The 17,852-nt window shown below is 66.0% G+C and carries 12 protein-coding genes; 7 read left to right on the plus strand and 5 right to left on the minus strand.

Annotated features, from left to right (window positions below):
• Window positions 1–2: 2 nt before the first annotated feature.
• From IB275_RS05070 to nadC, 3 genes are all read right to left on the minus strand, one after another.
• Entirely contained in the window at window positions 3–1,367 is a 1,365-nt protein-coding gene (locus tag IB275_RS05070; protein ID WP_192319058.1) for a tyrosine-type recombinase/integrase, read from the minus strand.
• A gap of 263 nt (window positions 1,368–1,630) precedes the next feature.
• A complete protein-coding gene (galE, locus tag IB275_RS05075) occupies window positions 1,631–2,647 on the minus strand; it encodes a UDP-glucose 4-epimerase GalE (RefSeq protein ID WP_192290149.1) in 1,017 nt (338 codons plus the stop codon).
• 104 nt (window positions 2,648–2,751) lie between these two features.
• Window positions 2,752–3,600, minus strand: coding sequence for a carboxylating nicotinate-nucleotide diphosphorylase (gene nadC / locus IB275_RS05080; protein WP_192290147.1), 849 nt, complete (start codon window positions 3,598–3,600; stop codon window positions 2,752–2,754).
• A 278-nt stretch (window positions 3,601–3,878) separates the two neighbouring features.
• On the opposite strand from nadC, the gene IB275_RS05085 reads away from it, so the two are divergent.
• The 4 genes from IB275_RS05085 to IB275_RS05100 all read left to right on the plus strand — a co-directional run bounded on the left by IB275_RS05085 (window position 3,879) and on the right by IB275_RS05100 (window position 9,913).
• A complete protein-coding gene (locus IB275_RS05085; RefSeq protein ID WP_192290145.1) occupies window positions 3,879–6,170 on the plus strand; it encodes a DUF1631 domain-containing protein in 2,292 nt (763 codons plus the stop codon).
• Between the two features lie 75 nt (window positions 6,171–6,245).
• Complete coding sequence (gene ampD, locus IB275_RS05090; RefSeq protein ID WP_192290143.1) at window positions 6,246–6,818, plus strand: 1,6-anhydro-N-acetylmuramyl-L-alanine amidase AmpD; 573 nt, start codon at window positions 6,246–6,248, stop codon at window positions 6,816–6,818.
• Window positions 6,815–7,657 carry a regulatory signaling modulator protein AmpE gene (ampE, locus tag IB275_RS05095; RefSeq protein WP_192290141.1) on the plus strand — a complete coding sequence of 281 codons (843 nt, stop codon included), beginning with the start codon at window positions 6,815–6,817 and terminating at the stop codon, window positions 7,655–7,657. The genes ampD and ampE overlap by 4 nt, the downstream gene beginning before the upstream one ends.
• Window positions 7,658–9,208: 1,551 nt before the next feature.
• Window positions 9,209–9,913: a methyl-accepting chemotaxis protein gene (locus IB275_RS05100; RefSeq protein WP_412547969.1), complete on the plus strand. Its 705-nt coding sequence runs from the start codon at window positions 9,209–9,211 to the stop codon at window positions 9,911–9,913.
• A 317-nt stretch (window positions 9,914–10,230) separates the two neighbouring features.
• On the opposite strand, the gene IB275_RS05105 is transcribed toward IB275_RS05100, so the two are convergent.
• A complete protein-coding gene (locus IB275_RS05105) occupies window positions 10,231–11,010 on the minus strand; it encodes a TatD family hydrolase (RefSeq protein ID WP_192290137.1) in 780 nt (259 codons plus the stop codon).
• A gap of 4 nt (window positions 11,011–11,014) precedes the next feature.
• Entirely contained in the window at window positions 11,015–12,007 is a 993-nt protein-coding gene (gene cra / locus IB275_RS05110; protein ID WP_192290135.1) for a catabolite repressor/activator, read from the minus strand.
• Between the two features lie 204 nt (window positions 12,008–12,211).
• Here cra and ptsP point away from each other — a divergent pair, with 204 nt between their 5' ends.
• Genes ptsP through IB275_RS05125 form a run of 3 tightly spaced genes read left to right on the plus strand, consistent with a single transcriptional unit; the run spans window position 12,212 to window position 17,807 of the window.
• Window positions 12,212–15,106 (plus strand): phosphoenolpyruvate--protein phosphotransferase, encoded by a 2,895-nt coding sequence (ptsP, locus tag IB275_RS05115; protein ID WP_192290133.1) that lies wholly within the window; start codon window positions 12,212–12,214, stop codon window positions 15,104–15,106.
• Entirely contained in the window at window positions 15,106–16,041 is a 936-nt protein-coding gene (gene pfkB, locus IB275_RS05120; RefSeq protein ID WP_192290131.1) for a 1-phosphofructokinase, read from the plus strand. The genes ptsP and pfkB overlap by 1 nt, the downstream gene beginning before the upstream one ends.
• Before the next feature lie 26 nt (window positions 16,042–16,067).
• Entirely contained in the window at window positions 16,068–17,807 is a 1,740-nt protein-coding gene (locus IB275_RS05125; protein ID WP_192290129.1) for a PTS fructose-like transporter subunit IIB, read from the plus strand.
• Window positions 17,808–17,852 lie beyond the last annotated feature (45 nt).

Here is a 17,852-nt window from a genome sequence, read left to right on the forward strand (position 1 = left end):
ATTTACTGCTTGCGCTTGATTGGCACCACTTGGGCGGGTTGCTTAATGCCTGCCGCTTCCAGGATGGCCTGTGTTGCCGTCTCGACGGATTGCCGCACTGGATCAAGATCGAGTCGGGCATAGATTGTTGTGGCTTGAGGAGTCTTGTGATTGAGTGACTTGCCGATGATCGCCAGCGAGGCGCCGGTTTTGGCCTGCCAACTCCCCAGTGTGCGGCGTAAGTCGTGAATGCGTAGGTCAGTCATGCTGTAGAGCGCTGGGTCGATCTCCAACCCATCTGCGATGGCGCGATAGCGCTTTTCGACGGCTGCGGGGGCCTTGAGGAGTTGTTTGTCGACTTGCAGGCGCTCGTCAGTATTCAGCTTTCCGAGGCTTTCTAGGTGAGTGAGTAGGCGGCGCATACTGGCGCGGCGCAGGATGGTCGCCCATGCCGTTTTGGGCTCGACCATGTGGCCGGTTTTGCCTGTGCCGGGAAACACGAAAGGAGATTTACTGGACGCGCGCTTGCGAGTCTCTAGGACATCTACTGCCTCGGGCGACAAGGTGACGTTTTGTGGGGTGCCATTCTTCGTCATACCGATACGCCAGATGCGGGCATCGAGGTCGAGATCGCGCCAAGCCATTTCCTGGACGTTGGAGCGCCGGGCACCAGTCAGCAGGGATAGAAGAAAGAAGTCCGAGAGACTCGACTCCGCAATGGAGGCGAATAGGTAGGGTAGCTCGGCAGCTTGGGCGAAGCGGTCACGCGAAGGTGCAGGGTTCTTCTGGATGCGGCTCGCTGGGTTGGTACCTACGAATACTTCTGAGTCGGCGGAGAAGTTGAAAACCGAGGAGACGACTGCTAGCGCCTTATCGGCCTGCGCAGCGCTTTTTTTCGATGCTTTCAAGTGGATGGTTTTAACGTCTTGCTTGGTGATGTGCGACAGCTTCTTCGACTTAATCGGCTCCAGGTACAGGCGCAGAAGGTCGCGGTAGTCGCGTTTGGTTTTTTCACCTAGTGGGGTGCCGTCGCGCTTTTTCTTCTCGGCGAGGAACTGCTTGAACATTTCAGCAAAGGTCGGTTCCTCTCGAATGGCCCGACGAGCAGCGGCAGGGTTGGCGCCGGCTTCGATCTCTGCATTGATGGCAGACGCAGACTTGCGGGCCTGCTCGATGGTCATGGCTGGGAAGCGGCCGAGGGTGATGCGCTCGGGCTGCCCCCCTTTCATGCGTCGATATACGGAGAAGGTTTTGACCCCGGTCGGCGACACTCGAAGCTGTAGCCCTCGGACTTTGGTGTCGTGATAGGTGGCGCGTTTGCCGGCCTCGGGGGGCGGCAGCGCTAGCAGCCTTTCCTTGCTGAATGAGATGTGGGATTCGTCGCCCATGCCTTTCCTCGCCGAATATGGGGTTACGCCGGGGTTACGTATGTGATCAAAAAACAGATGTTTTCGTGTAGCCCGGTAAAGGCAAAGATAGGCTGAAGATGGCGCTGTGTATAGCTTTGTTAAGGGTTGTAAATGAGAGGGTATCTATATGCCTTCCCATTCGTAATGAGAAGGTCGGGGGTTCGATTCCTCTTACCGGCACCAGTTTCAACAAAAAGCCCCGCTTTCGAGCGGGGCTTTTTGTTTTCCGATTCAAGGAAAATTCAGGCGTAGCCGCTGGGGTTCTGGCTCTGCCAGTTCCAGGCGTCGCGGCACATGTCTTCGATGTCGCGGGCGGCGCTCCAGCGCAGTTCTACGCCGGCCAGGGCCGGGTCGGCGTGGTAGCTGGCGATGTCGCCGTCGCGGCGGGGCAGGAACTGGAAGGGCAGTTCACGGCCGCAGGCCTTTTCGTAGGCACGGATGATCTCCAGCACGCTGTAGCCGCGGCCGGTGCCGATGTTGAAGGTCTTCGCGCCGCTGGCGCTATCGAGCCAGCGCAGTGCGCTGAGGTGGGCGTTGGCCAGGTCGACGACGTGCAGGTAGTCGCGTACGCCGGTGCCGTCCGGGGTGGGGTAGTCGTTGCCGAACACGCGAATGAATGGTCGTTTGCCGGTGGCGACCTGGGACACATAAGGCATCAGGTTGTTGGGGATGCCGTTGGGGTCTTCGCCGATGCGTCCGCTGGCGTGGGCGCCCACCGGGTTGAAGTAGCGCAGGATGGCCATGGTCCACTGCGGATCGGCGTGGGCGATGTCGCGCAGGGCGATTTCCGCCATCAGCTTGGACTGGCCATAGGGACTGGCCGGGCCGGTGGGAGCGTCTTCGCGGATCGGGCTTTCGGCCGCCAGGCCGTAAACCGTTGCCGAAGAGCTATAGATGAAGCGCTTCACGCCATGGCGCTGCATGACCTGGCAGAGCGTGACGGTGCCGGTGAAATTGATCTGGTAGTAGGCGATGGGGTCGGCCACCGATTCGGCGACGGACTTGACGCCGGCAAGGTGGATCGCCGCGGCGATGCTGTATTCGCTGAACAACCGGTCGAGGATGGCTTCGTCGCGGACGTCGCCCTTGACGAAGGGAATGCTCTGGCCGGTCAGCTGCTCGATGCGCTGCAGCGGGATGTGCGAGCTGTTGCTCAGGTTGTCGAGCACGACGGGCTGATAGCCCTGCTCGATCAGTTCCAGACAGATGTGGGAGCCGATATAGCCGCAGCCCCCGGTCAGCAGAATCTTGCCCGCCATTGCGCCAGTGCCTCCTTTCGCCAGCTGTAGGAAAACGCCTGAGGGAATTCAGGCGCTTGGCTGAAAGCGTAGGCAATGGAGGACAGGCGCGCCTGTCAGGGTGATTACAGGCTCAGGCGCATCGACAGATCCAGCGCCTTGACGTCCTTGGTCAGGGTGCCGATGGAGATGTAGTCCACGCCGGTCTCGGCGATGGTGCGCAGGGTGCTTTCGGTGATGCCGCCCGAGGCCTCCAGCTTGGCTCGTCCGGCGGTGAGGGCGACGGCGGTGCGCATGTCGTCCAGGCTCAGCTCGTCGAGCATGACGATATCGGCACCGGCTTCCAGCGCCTGGCGCAGCTCGCCGAGGTCTTCCACTTCGATCTCCACGGGTTTGCCGGGAGCGATCCGCTGGGCCGCCGCGATGGCCTGGGCGATACCCCCGCAAGCGGCGATATGGTTTTCCTTGATCAGGAAGGCGTCGTACAGGCCGATACGGTGGTTATGGCAGCCGCCGCAGGTGATCGCGTACTTCTGCGCCAGGCGCAGGCCGGGCAGGGTCTTGCGGGTGTCGAGCAGCTTCACGCCGGTACCGTCCACCAGGTTGGCATAGTGACGGGCACGGGTGGCGGTGCCGGAGAGCAGCTGGAGGAAGTTCAGCGCACTGCGCTCGCCGGTGAGCAGGGCGCGGGCCGGGCCTTCCAGGGTGAACAGGGTCTGGTCGGCGCTGACCTGCTCGCCGTCGCGGACCTGCCATTTCACCTGCACGTGCGGGTCGACCTGGCGGAATACCTCGTCGACCCAGGCGGTGCCGGCGAGGGTGGCGTTCTCGCGGGTGATGATGCGGGCGCTGGCGTCGCGCTCGGCGGGGATCAACTGGGCGGTGATGTCGCCGCTGCCGACGTCTTCGGCCAGTGCGGCGCGGACGTTGGCCTGGATTTCCCCGGAAAGCTCGGCGAGGGTGAGGTTCGGCATGGAAGGCTCCTGTTCGCAGTGGCGCGATTATACGGGCGCCAGCGCGCAGCGTGCAGGGCGGGTTGTTTTTTGGACCGCCGTACAATCTGTCGGACGGACGGCGGGCGCTTCAGTGTGAATTTCTTCAAGAATGCGTGAAATGTCTCTTGGTTGTGTAGGAAGCTTCCCTATAATGACGATGAACCTTTCCGCTTTTTGACGCCACTAAATTGACGTTACGGATGACGCTTCGATGACTGTTGGTGCCGCCAGACGGGTCTGACGGCAGGAGACTTGCGATGCAGAACGACGCGAACGTAGTGCCGCTGAACAAGTCGGCCACGGAAACCTCGCAGACTTCGTTCGCTGGACGTGTTCCGGCGGGGCTCGTCGCTGTCCGCGATAAGGTCGCTGTCCAGCTGCGTCACGCCATGCAGGCCCTGTTCGACAACGCCGACGACACCCTGTTCGAGATGGCCGATCGCGCCGCCAACAATGCCGAGCAGAGTGCGTACTTCGAAGCCATGCGCGACCTGCGCCTTAAGCGCAAGGGCATTGAGCGCGGCTTCCTGCAGAAGGTCTTCGAGAATTTTGCCAACCTGAACCAGTATGAAATCGGCCGCGCGCCGGTGCTGGATACGGTTTCCTACGAAAATCTCACCCTGGTGCAGAACGACGAGCTGGAAGAGTCCGTCGCCCTGGACGCCATGGTTGCCAAGGTGATGAGCCGCGACGGTGTCGCGCTCACGCACCTCACCACGCGTATCAATACCCTGGTCAGCAAGAAGGTCGAGGACAAGAGCAACCCGCTCGGTCCGCGCCAGTTGTGCGAGGCTTTTCTCGATGCCTGCCGTGGGTTGGGCGTGGAGATCAAGGTCAAGCTGATCATCCTCAAGCTCTTCGAGAAGTACGTGCTGGCCGACGCCGAGCACCTGTACGCCGAAGCCAACCAGACGTTGATCGCCCTGGGCGTGCTGCCCGAGCTGAAGTCCGTCCCGCTGCGCCGCCCGCCGCAACGTACCGTGGCCAGCAGCCAGGGGGGCGCGCCGGCTTCTGTTGCCGCCGAAGCGGGCGAGCAGGTCGCCGGCCAGTATATGGACGCCGACAGTCAGGCCGCCTTTGCTGCCTTGCGTGATCTGCTGTCCGAAGTCCGCGGCAGTGCCGCCCCGGCACGCCCGATGCCGGCCGATGCGGTGCCGATCTCCAGTAACGACCTGATGCGCCTGCTGTCCCACCTGCAGTCGCACCTGCCGGCGCAGAGCATCGACGAGATCGACGTGCGCCAGCACCTGGATCACCTGCTGACCCGCGTCAGCAGCAAGAGCGGCCGTTCCCGTGTGGTCGGCCAGGTGGACGAGGACGTCATCAACCTCGTCTCCATGCTCTTCGAATTCATCCTCGATGACCGCACCCTGCCGGATTCGCTCAAGGCCCTGATCGGCCGCATGCAGATCCCGATGCTGAAGGTTGCGGTTCTGGACAAGAACTTCTTCAGCCGTGGTAGCCACCCGGCGCGTCGCCTGCTCAATGAGATCGCCTCGGCCGCCCTGGGCTGGGCCGAGCAGTCCGACGGCCAGCGTGACCACCTGTACCAGAAGATCGAGCAGGTGGTGATGCGCCTGCTGAACGACTTCGTCGACGACCCGGCGATCTTCTCCGAGCTGCTCGACGAGTTCATCTCCTTCACCGGCGACGAGCGCCGCCGCAGCGATCTGCTGGAGCAACGCACCCGCGATGCCGAGGAAGGCCGCGCGCGCGCCGAACTGGCCCGCCAGGACGTGGAAGGCGTGCTCAATGAGCGCCTGCTGGGTCGCACCCTGCCCGAAGTGGTGGTGCGCCTGCTGCAGGAGGCCTGGAGCCAGGTCCTGCTGCTCACCTGCTTGAAGCACGGTACTCACTCCGGCGAATGGGAAGCCGCGCTGGCGACCATGGACGACCTGATCTGGAGCGTGGAGCCCCACGAAGATCCGGATTCCCGTCTGCGCCTGCTGGAAATGGTCCCGCAACTGCTCAAGTCGCTGCGCGAAGGCCTGGCCTCGGCTGCCTTCGATCCGTTCTCCACCGGTGAATTCTTCAGTCGCCTGGAGGGGCTGCATGTGCAGGCCTTCCAGCGCTACAAGCAGGTCGAGGAAGCGCCGCTGCTCGATCTGGAAGACGACCTGCCGCTACTCGACGATCCGCTGGATGCACCGGCTGCCGTCGCACCTGCCGCGGCACAGCCGGCCATGGTGGCGGTGGTCGAGGAGATTGTCCTGGCCTCGCCGGAACAGAGCCGTACCGTAGAGCACGAAGAGGCCTTTGCCGACGACGACGAGTCGCTGCGCAAGGTCGACGATCTGCGCGTCGGCAGCTGGGTGGAAATCCAGGAAGACGAAGAGCACAAGCTGCGCTGCAAGCTGGCCGCCGTGATCCGTCCGAGTGGTCGCTACATCTTCGTCAACCGCACGGGCATGAAGGTGCTGGAAAAGACCCGCATGAGCCTGGCCGTCGAGTTCCGCCGCAACGCCGTGCGCCTGCTCGACGATGCGCTGCTGTTCGACCGCGCCCTCGAGTCGGTGATCGGCAACCTGCGCCGCCTGAAGAACGCCTGAGCCCGCTGGCCGCGTGCCAGCGAGTTCATTTCCCCCGTCGCCTGCTTTAGAGTGGGGCTCTGCCAAGGAGTCTCCATGCAGATCGACCCCGAATCCGGCTGGTGCCTCGACGCCCAGCGCTGCCCTTCGCCGAACTTCAATGCGCGACCCGATGGCGAGCAAGTCTCGCTGCTGGTCATCCACAACATCAGCCTGCCGCCCGGCCAGTTCGGTACCTGCAAGGTGCAGGAGTTCTTCCAGAACCGCCTGGACGCCGATGAGCATCCGTACTTCGCCAGCATCTGCAGCCTGACGGTGTCTGCGCATTTCCTCATCGAGCGCGATGGCTCGCTGTTCCAGTTCGTCTCCTGCAACTCGCGCGCCTGGCACGCCGGCGTGTCGCGCTTCGACGGCCGGGAGAACTGCAACGACTTTTCCATCGGCATCGAGCTCGAAGGCACCGATACCGAACCCTACAGCGAGCGTCAGTACGAGGTGCTTGCGCAACTGACACGACAGTTGCGCAAGGCGTACCCGGCCATCACCCCGGAACGTATCCAGGGCCACTGCGATATCGCGCCGGAGCGCAAGACCGATCCGGGCGAGGCGTTCGACTGGACGCGCTACTTTGCCGATATTGGCGCCGGCCTGAAGAAGGAGCCGACATGAGTTTCCTGGTGCTGTTGCTGGTCCTGCTGGTCGAGAAGTTCTCCGGTTGGCGTGCAAAGGTTCAGCGTGATGGCTGGTGGCTTGGCTGGCTGGATACCGTGGGCGGGGTGAAGTCGCTGGTGGCGCAACCCTGGCTCGGCCTGCTGGTGGCGGTCCTGCCGCCGCTGCTGTTGCTGGCGCTGCTGCTGACCCTGCTCGAACCGGTCGCCTATGGCCTGCTGGCGCTGCCGGTGCAGATGCTGGTGGTGGTCTGGAGCCTGGGGCGTGGTGATGTGCTGCGCGCCATCGGGCCGTTCCGCGATGCCTGGCGCCGCGAGGATGCCCAGGCCGCCTATCACGTCGCCGAGCGCGATCTGGGCGTGCAGGTCCAGGCCGATGGCGACGACGACCTGCTGGCCGTGGTGCAGGGCAGCCTGGTGTGGGAGGCCTACCAGGCGTTTTTCGCCGTGATCTTCTGGTACGCGCTGCTCGGCCCGGTGGCTGCGCTGGCCTACCGCCTGCTCGCCATCGCCGCCGAGCAGGCGCGCCAGCCGGAACTGCGCGAACGCGCCGCGCAACTGCGGCATGCCTTCGACTGGCTGCCGTCGCGCGCGCTGGTGCTGAGTTTCGCCCTGGTGGGCAACTTCGTCGCGGTGACCCGCACCCTGCTGCATGACCTGCTGGCCTGGGACGTACCTGCCGCTCGTCTGCTGGCCCGCGCCGGCTACGTCGCCGAAGACTTCAACGAAGGCGGCCTGGGTGCCAAGGGCGTCGCCAGTCTGGATGCGCTGTGGCAGCTGCTGGTGCGCTCTGCCGTGCTCTGGTACGCCATCTTCGCGATCTGGACGCTGCTGCTCTGAGCCCGCGAATCGGGCCGGCGTCCGCCGGTCCGATGATGGCATTTTAACCTTAAGTTACAGAACTCCCCGCCGATATCAGGTACACATCGAAACCAAAGCGTGAGGTGACGGCCGCTGCAGGACAGTGACCGGCCGGTGAGCGCTCGTGGCGACGGCCCGTCCAGGGGCGCGCCGTACCATCCCCGACAAGCGACATAACAATAACGGGAACAGGAGACGTCTTTCGTGAGGACCGTGCTCTATCCGGCCATCGCGCTGATGAACCGTCTGAGCTTCGGCATGAAGTTCAGCCTGATCAGTGTGCTGTTCTTTCTGCCGATGCTGATTACCAACTTCTACCTGGTGCGCGACTCCTACGGGCAGTTCGTCAGTACCCGCGCCGAACTGGAAAGCCTGTCGCTGATCAGCGACGGCCTGAAGGTTCGCCGCCACCTCGAGTCCTACAACGACCTGTTGCAGATCAACGGGATTCTTGGCCAGTCCAGCAAGACCGCCGGCCTCGACTCGCGCATCAGCCAGTTGCACAAGGACCTGCAGGCGCAGATCGGTGGCCTGCAACCGGTCACCCAGGATGCCGAGCAGATCACCGAGTTCAACGCCAAGCGCGACGAACTGCTGGCCAGCCTGAAAGGTGTCGACGCCGAGGGCTCGCTGCAGAGCAAGGCGGCTATGGCCGCGCGCCTGCTCAGCGAAGTCCAGGTGTTCAACAAGCTGCTGGTGTCCCAGGCCGGCCTGAGCCAGGACGACGCCCGCGACCTGCGCCAGCTCGCCGAACTGATCACCTCCGGTACCCCCCAGGTCACCGAGACGCTCAGTCATGGCCGGACCATGGGTTCCGGCGCGCTGGGGCAGGGGTTCCTCAACTCCTCCACCAGCAGCAAGCTGGACGACCTGCTGCAGGACCTGGAAAAGCTCCACGCCGAGTACGGCCTCAAGCTGCAGGACGCCCTGGGCGCCAGCCCGGCCGCGCAGAGCGCATTGTCCGCCGATGCCCAGGCCAGCCGCGAAACGATCAAGAGCATGGGCAAGCTGTTCGAGGACAAGGTCGTGATGGCCGATACCCTCGATACGCCCTGGTCCGAGTTCTATGAGCAGGTCAGCAAGGCGATGGAGCAGACCTACCGCCTCGACGACCAGGTGCTGCAGTTCGTCGATGGCGCCCTGCAGGCGCGCCTGGCCAGCAAGCAGCGGCAGATGGTGCTGCTGGTCGTCGCGCTGCTGGTGGTGTTCGTCTCCATCGTCTACCTCTACGGCGGCTTCTACGTTTCCACCCGCACCACCCTGAAGAGCCTGGGCAAGATGATGGAGCGCGTCGCTTCCGGCGACATGACCGTCAACTTCCAGGCCCAGAGCCGCGACGAGCTGGGTGAGCTGGGCGATGCCTTCAACCAGACCGTGTCGAAGATCCACGACCTGATCGAGCAGGTTGGCCGCACCGTCAGCGAAGTGGAGCGGCAGACCGTGCGCGTGGAGTCGGTGTCCGCCGAGAGCAACCAGGCGGTAGCCGGTCAGCGCAACCAGATCGAGCAGGTCGCCACGGCGATGAACCAGATGGCCGCGACCGCCCAGGAAGTCGCACGCAGCGCCGCTGTGGCAGTGGGCAGCGCGCACAACGTGAACCAGGAAACCACCAGCGGCCGCGCCCTGGTGGAATCCCAGGTGGGCAGCATCCAGCGCCTGGCCGGCGAGATCGACGAGTCGGTGGCGGTGATCAACCAGCTGGCCGCCGACAGCTCCTCCATCAGCCGCGTACTCGACGTGATCAAGGGCATCGCCGAGCAGACCAACCTGCTGGCGCTCAATGCGGCCATCGAGGCTGCGCGTGCCGGTGAGCAGGGCAGGGGCTTCGCGGTCGTGGCCGACGAAGTACGCACCCTGGCCAAGCGCACCCAGCAGTCCACCGAAGAGATCGAGCAGATGATCGCGCGCCTGCAGAACGGCGTGGGCGCGGCGGTGAAGGCCATGGGCAGCAGTCACCAGACAGCCGACGGCACCGTCAGCCAGTCGGCCCAGGTGCAGCAGGCGCTGGAGAACATCCTCCAGGCGGTGGGCGCGATCGTCGACCAGAACCAGCAGATCGCCGCCGCCGCCGAGCAGCAGACTGCCGTGGCCCATGACATCGACCAGAACATCGTCGAGATCAACCAGGCCGGCGAGCGTACCTCCGAAGGCGCCAGCGAGACCGAGCGCGCCAGCCGCGAACTGGCCGGGCAGGTGGTGGAGCTCAAGCGACTGATCGGCGCGTTCCGCGTCTGATCTGACAGATCCGGGGCGGACGTGGCGGTCCGCTTCGCAACGAGGTTTTCGCCAGCAGACCGATGTCCGTGGGTCGCACGGATGCACCCCATCTCACGGGCATCGGTTTGTCGGTGAATCCGGGATTACTGTGATCGGTTTCGATCCCCCTGGTTGTTCACTCTGACGCGTCCCCTCACCCCAGCCCTCTCCCGGAGGGAGAGGGAGCCGTCGGTACCGGCTGATGCCATGGATTCATCCTGCGCCGAACGGTCCCCTCTCCCGCTTGCGGGAGAGGGTTAGGGTGAGGGGCTCTTGTTCCTGCAGGAAGGGACGGTTCAGCTCCAGCCGAACAACTCCATCGCATTGCGCGTGCTGGCGCTGGCCAGCTCTTCCGGGCTGATGCCTTTCAGCTCCGCCAGTGCCGCGCAGATGTCCGGCAGGTGCTCCGGGCTGTTGCGCACGCCGGGGTACATCGACGGCGCCATGTCCGGCGAATCGGTTTCCAGCACGATGGACTCCAGCGGAATCTCCGGCACCACCTTGCGCAGGCGGTTGGCTTGCGGCCAGGTCGGCGCGCCGCCCAGGCCCAGGCGGAAACCCAGCTTGAGGTATTCGCGGGCTTCTTCGCGGCTGCCGGCAAAGGCATGGATGATGCCCTGGCGTGCGGGCTTGTAGCGCTTGAGCGTGGCGATCATCGCCGCATGGGCGCGGCGTACGTGGAGCAGCACCGGCAGCTCGAAATCGATGGCGATGCGCAGCTGTTCCTCGAAGATGGCCTGCTGGCCATCCCGGTCGAGGTCCTCCAGGTAATAGTCCAGGCCGATCTCGCCGACCGCGCAGAGCTTCGGGTGTCCGGCCAGGCGCTGCAGCCACTCGCGCAGTGCTGTCAGATGTTCCGGCCGGTGCCGCGTCAGGTAGATCGGGTGCAGTCCGAGAGCGGCGTACAGGTCCGGCTCGGTGTCCACCAGTGCCCAGACGTCCTCCCAGTTCTCGCGGAACACCCCCAGCAGCACCTGCCGCTCCACACCCCGCTCGCGGCTGCGTTGCAGCACGGCGGCGCGGTCCTGCTCGAAGTCCGGGCAATCGAGGTGGTTGTGGGTGTCGATCAGGCGCATCGGCTCACTCCGTGCGTAGCTTGAGGTTACGCGGGATCGGGTGGACGCCGGGTGTGTAGCTGTTCTGTTCGATGGCGGCCAGCGCCAGGTCCAGCGCGCGCTCGGCGATCAGCGCGTGCTGCTGGGAAATGGCGTTGACCTTCAGCGGCACGAAGTCCAGCAGTTGGGTATCGCCGAAGGTGGCGATGCGCAAGTCCGCCGGCCAGCCGTTGGGCAGGGCCTGGAGCACGTCGAAGACGCCCTCGAGCAGCACGTAGGAGGTGGTGATCAGCGCGTCGGGCAACTGCCCCTGGCTGGCCAGCAGTTCTTCCATCAGGCGGCGGCCGCAGGGGCGGCTGAAGGTCTCGCCGTGCTCGATCAGCACCTGGCCCTGGTAGTCGCGCAGCGCGCTGCGGAACCCTGCGGCGCGCTCCTGGGAGATGATCAGCTCCGGTCGTGCGCCGAGCAGGGCGATGCTGCGCGGCGCCGGCTTGAGCAGGCTGGCGGTGAGGCGCTGGCTGGCGTCGCGGTCGTCGCTGACCACCGAGCAGAAGCGTTGCGGGTCGAGCTGGCGGTCCACCGCGATGATCGGCACGCCGTCGCCTTGCAGGCGTGCGTGACTTTCGTCGCCGACGGGCAGGCAGCTGGCGACTATCAGTGCGTCGCAGCGTCGCGCGCGGAACAGGTTGAGCACCTGGCGCTCGGTGTCCGGCTCGTCGTCGGAGCAGGCGATCAGCAGCTGGTAGCCGCGCGCCCGCGCGCCCTGTTCGAGCAGCTTGGCGAGCTTGGCGTAGCTGGGGTTCTCCAGGTCCGGCAGGACGAAGCCCAGGGTGCGGGTCTGCCCGCGGCGCAAGCTGGCGGCCTGCTGGTCCGGGTGGTAGCCGTGCTCCTCGATCACCGCGCGCACGCGCTCCACCGTGGCGGCGCTGATGCGGCGCTGGACGGCCTTGCCATTGATCACATAGCTGGCGGTGGTGACCGAAACACCGGCCAGGCGGGCGATATCACTGAGTTTCAACGCGGGATGCTGCCGACAATTGGGGGCTTCAAGGATCACGCATTATCGAGTAACGTGCCAGTCTCAATAGGTGAAACGATTCAGCATTGCGCACGCAGTATTGCCTGAACCTTGTTCCTGCGCCGCAACCTCTAAGCTGATCACCGTACAAGCGGATAACCGCCCCAGCGCCGGCGCACGCGAACGCCGGTGAGGAGACAAGCGATGCTCGAATTCAACGCGCAGCAGGTCCGCATGGGCCAGCGCGCTGCCGACAAGCAGGCCGCCCTGGCCATGCTCGGCTCCGCCCTCGAAGACGATGGGCTGGTCGCTCCGGGCTACCTCGCCGGAATACAGGCTCGCGAGGCACAGGGCTCCACCTACCTCGGACAGGGCATCGCCATCCCCCACGGCACCCCGGAAACCCGCCACCTGGTGCAGCGCACCGGCGTGCGCCTGATGCACTTCCCTGAGGGCGTACACTGGGGTGAAGGGCAGACCGTGCACCTCGCCATCGCCATTGCCGCCAAGTCCGACGAACACCTGCGCCTGCTGCAACTGCTCACCCGTGCGCTGGGCGACGGAGAGGTGGGCGTGGCGTTGCGTGCAGCGCAAAAGCCCGAAGACTTGCTGCAGTTGCTGCAGGGTGGAGCGCCACAGCCGCTGCTGTTCGATGAGCATCTGGTCGGGCTTGGCGTCGCGGCCGAGGATTTCGACGAACTGGCGCTGGCCGGCGCCCGCCGTCTGAAGAAGGCCGGCTGCGTTGTCCCCGGCTTCGCCGCCGCGCTGCATGACCAGGAAGCCTTGCCACTTGGCGCCGGGCTCTGGTGGCAGGACAGCGAGCAATGTGTCACGCGCCCCGGGCTCGTCTTCGTTACTCCCACGCGCGAGCTGAGCCACGCCGGCCAGCCGGTGCGGGGCCTGTTCTGCCTGGCCCGCCAGGGCAACGCCCATGATGCGGTGTTCGCGCGTCTGTGCGACCTGCTGGTGGATGGTCGTGCCGCCGAGTTGGCGAGCGCCAGTTCTGTTCGCGCGGTGCTGGAAGCGCTGGGTGGCGAATTGCCCGTGGACTGGCCGAGCATCCGCGTGCCGCTGGCCAACCCCCATGGTCTTCACGCGCGCCCGGCGCAGGTATTGATGTTGCTCGCGCGGGAATTCAGCGGGGAAATCCGCGTGCGTATCGCCGAGGGCGACAGCGCCCCGGTGTCGATCCGCAGCCTGAGCAAGTTGCTCAGCCTCGGCGCGCGACGCGGGCAGATGCTGGAGTTCTTCGCCGAGCCGGAGATCGCCGAAGCCGCGCTGGCCGCTGTCCGTGTGGCGGTGGAGCAGGGCCTGGGCGAAGAGGTCGAACCGCTGCCGGAAACTCTCGAACTGATCGTCGAAAGCATCCAGGTGGACGAGCAGCAATTGCAGGCCGTGCGGGTTCCCGAAGCGGGAGCGCAGCTCCAGGCCATCCCTGCGTCGCCGGGTATTGCCCATGGGCCGGCCTACGTGCAGGTCGCCCGGGCCTTCGAGTTCGCCGCGCGCGGTGAGTCGGCGGAGGTCGAGCGCCAGCGACTGGGCGATGCGCGAACGGCCATCAGCCGGGAGATCGAAACCCTGATGGAGCGCAGCCAGGTCAAAGCGATCCGCGACATCTTCGTCACCCACCAGGCCCTGCTGGAGGATCCCGAACTGCTCGACGAGGTGCAGGCACGCCTGGTCGAAGGCGCCAGCGCCGAAGCGGCCTGGAGCCAGGTGATCGAACGCGTGGCCGGCCAGCAGGAGGCCCTGCGCGACGCGCTGCTCGCCGAGCGTGCCGCGGACCTGCGTGACGTTGGCCGGCGAGTGCTGGCGCGCCTGTGCGGCGTCGAGAGCGCCGTGGAGCCCAGCGAGCCGTACATCCTGGTGATGGATGAAGTCGGCCCGTCCGACGTGGCGCGGCTGGATCCGGAACGCGTGGCCGGCATCGTCACCGCGCGCGGTGGTGCGACTTCGCACAGCGCGATCATCGCTCGCGCGCTGGGCATTCCCGCATTGGTGGGCGCCGGGGCAAGCGTGCTGGCGCTGGAGTCCGGCACCAGCTTGCTGCTGGATGGCGAGAAGGGCGAGCTGACGATTGCACCGGACACACAGACGCTGCATGTCGCCGAAGCCCAGCGTGACCTGCGCCAGCGTCGCGCCGAGCAAGCCCAAGCGTGCCGTCATGAGCTAGCAGTCACCCGTGACGGCCATGCCGTGGAAGTCTGTGCCAACCTCGGTGACACCGCCGGTGCGGCGAAAGCCGTGGAGCTGGGTGCGGAAGGCGTGGGCCTGCTGCGCACCGAATTCGTCTTCATGGACAATCCCCAGGCGCCGGACCAGGCGACCCAGGAGCTCGAATACCGCCGCGTCCTCGACGCCCTCGAAGGCCGCCCGCTGGTGGCGCGCACCCTCGATGTGGGCGGCGACAAGCCACTGCCTTACTGGCCGATCCCCGAGGAAACCAACCCCTATCTGGGCATCCGTGGCGTGCGCCTCACGCTGCAGCGCCCGCAGATTTTCCGTACCCAGCTGCGCGCCCTGCTGACTGCCGCCGCCGGTCGCCCGCTGCGCATCATGTTCCCCATGGTCGGGCAGGTGGAGGAGTGGCGCCAGGCCCGCGACCTCACCCTCGAACTCTGCGCGGAGCTGGGCGGCGAGCACGACCTGCAACTCGGCATCATGGTCGAGGTGCCGTCCGCCGCGCTGCTGGCGCCGGTGCTGGCGCGCGAGGTGGACTTCTTCAGCGTCGGCACCAATGACCTGACCCAATACGCATTGGCCATCGACCGTGGCCACCCGAGCCTGTCTGCCCAGGCCGACGGCCTGCATCCGGCGGTGCTGCAACTGATCGACATGACCGTGCGCGCCGCCCATGCCCACGGCAAGTGGGTGGGCGTGTGCGGCGAACTGGCCGCCGACCCGCTGGCGGTGCCTTTGCTGGTTGGATTGGGAGTGGACGAGCTGAGCGTCTCGGCGCGCAGCATTCCCCTGGTGAAGGCGCGGGTCCGCGAGCTGGACTTGCCGACTTCCCGTGAGCTGGCGCAAGCCGCGCTGACCTTTTGCTCGGCGGCAGACGTTCGCCAGAGTGTCGCCCTTGCGCTGCCGGAGGTTCACTGATGGCCCGCATCCTCACCCTGACCCTGAACCCCGCGCTGGACCTCACCGTGCGCCTGCCACGGCTGGAGCCGGGCGAGGTCAATCGCAGCGAGTCGGTGCTCAGCCAGGCCGCCGGCAAAGGCGTGAACGTCGCCCAGGTGCTGGCCGACCTTGGGCATTGCCTGACCGTCGCCGGCTTCCTCGGTGCGGACAACGCGCAGCCCTTCGAAGCTCTCTTTCGCCGTCGCGGTTTCATCGACGCTTTCGTCCGTGTGCCGGGCGAAACCCGCAGCAACATCAAGCTTGCCGAGGGCACCGGGCGCATCACCGATATCAACGGGCCAGGCCCCGAGGTGGGGGAGGCGCAGCAGGACGCGCTGCTGGATCGCCTCGACCTGATCGCCGCCGACTTCGAGATCGCCGTGGTTGCCGGCAGCCTGCCGCGCGGCGTCGATCCGCAGTGGTTGCGCGAGCTGCTGCTGCGGCTGCAGGGGCATGGCCTGAAGGTCGCCTTCGATTGCAGCGGCGCAGCCCTGCGCGCGGGCATCGAGGCCGCGCCCTGGCTGATCAAACCCAACGACCAGGAGCTGGGCGAGGCCTGTGGACAACTCGCCTGCAGCGCCGTGGAGTTGACCGCCCAGGTCGAATCGCTGCGCGCCCGCGGGATCGAGCAGGTAGTGCTTTCCCAGGGCGCCGAGGGCGTGCGCTGGTTCGGCCCGCAGGGCGTCTGGCAGGCGGTGCCGCCGAAGGTGGAAGTGGCCAGCACGGTGGGTGCCGGTGATTCCCTGCTGGCCAGTATGGTCCATGGCCTGCTCGCCGGCTGGCCGGCCGAGCGCGTGTTGCGCCAGGCCACAGCGGTCGCCGCGCTGGCGGTCACCCAGTTTCAGTTCGGCATCGACGATGTGCAGCGGCTCAAGCGCATCGAAGACGCGGTGCAGGTTCAGGCGCTGGCCTGAGCGATAGAACAACAAGAGGTATGACGATGAACCTTGCCCTGATCACGGCCTGCCCCAACGGCCAGATTTCCAGCGTGCTCAGCGCTCGCCTGCTGCGTGCGGCGGCCGAGCGCCTGGGCTGGTCGGTGTGTGTCGAACAATGGGACCCGCAGCATCCGGAGCGCCAGTTGAGCGACGGCCAGATCGCCGCCGCCGACTGGGTGCTGGTGGTCACTACGCAGCCGCTGGAGCTTTCGCGCTTCGCCGGCAAACGTCTGGTCCAGACCCGGCCTGCCGAGGCGCTGGCCGAGCCTGCCAGCTTTCTACAGCGAGCGCAGGAAGAGGCGCAGGTCTGGCAGCCCGGTGAGCCTTCGAGCGTGCGTGTCCCAGTGGAGCGCGCGGCGAAGGTCGTTGCGGTGACCGCCTGCCCGACCGGCGTGGCGCACACCTTCATGGCGGCCGAGGCGTTGCAGCAGACGGCGCAGCAGATGGGCGTCGAACTGCGGGTGGAAACCCAGGGCTCGGTGGGCGCGCGCAATCCGCTGAGTGCGGAAGAAATCGCTGCTGCCGATGTGGTCCTGCTGGCAGCGGATATCGAGGTCAACTCCGAGCGTTTCGCCGGCAAGCGCATCTTCCGCTGCGGCACCGGCGTGGCGCTGAAGCAGCCGCAGGCGACTATCGAGCGTGCGCTGCAGGAGGCGACGGTGGAGTCCGCGTCGTCCGCCGGCAGCCAGGCGGCACCGGCCAAGAATGAGGCGCGTGGCGTCTACAAGCACCTGCTCACCGGCGTGTCGTTCATGCTGCCGATGGTGGTGGCCGGCGGCCTCTTGATCGCGCTGTCCTTCGTCTTCGGCATCGAGGCGTTCAAGCAGGAGGGCACCCTGGCAGCGGCGCTGATGCAGATCGGCGGCGACGCGGCGTTCAAGCTGATGGTGCCGATGCTCGCCGGCTACATCGCCTGGTCCATCGCCGACCGGCCGGGTCTGGCGCCCGGGATGATCGGCGGGCTGCTGGCGAGCACGCTGGGCGCGGGCTTCCTCGGCGGCATAGTCGCCGGCCTGCTCGCGGGCTATTCGGCGCGCGCGATTGCCCGGTGGATTCCGTTGCCGGCCAGCGTCGCGGCGCTCAAGCCGATCCTGATCATTCCCTTGCTGGCCAGCCTGTTCACCGGGCTGGTGATGATCTACGTGGTGGGTTCGCCGGTAGCCGCGATGATGCGTTCGCTCACCGACTTCCTTGCCGGCATGGGCACCACCAACGCCATCCTGCTCGGCCTGCTGCTGGGCGGGATGATGTGCGTCGACCTGGGCGGGCCGATCAACAAGGCGGCCTATGCGTTCTCGGTCGGCCTGCTCGCCTCGCAGAGCTACGCGCCGATGGCGGCGGTCATGGCCGGCGGCATGGTCCCGCCCATCGGCATGGGCATCGCCACACTGCTGGCGCGGCGCAAGTTTGCCCAGAGCGAGCGCGAGGCGGGCAAGGCCGCGCTGGTGCTGGGGTTATGCTTCATCTCCGAGGGGGCGATTCCCTTCGCGGCGAAGGACCCGCTGCGGGTGATCCCGGCGAGCATTGCTGGCGGCGCGCTGACCGGTGCGCTGTCGATGCTGTTCGGCTGCAAGCTGCTCGCGCCCCATGGCGGGCTGTTCGTGCTGCTGATCCCCAACGCGATGAACCATGCGTTGCTCTACTTGCTGGCAATTGCCGCAGGCAGCGTGGTGACCGGGGTGCTTTATGCGCTGCTCAAGCGCGGCGAGGCGGCGCCGATGATGGTGATGGGGCAGGTGTAGCGGAGCTTGCCTTCACGCAGGAACGTCAGCGCCGTGTTCCCCTGT

The organism is Pseudomonas sp. PDM21, assembly GCF_014852505.2.
Lineage (GTDB): Bacteria > Pseudomonadota > Gammaproteobacteria > Pseudomonadales > Pseudomonadaceae > Pseudomonas.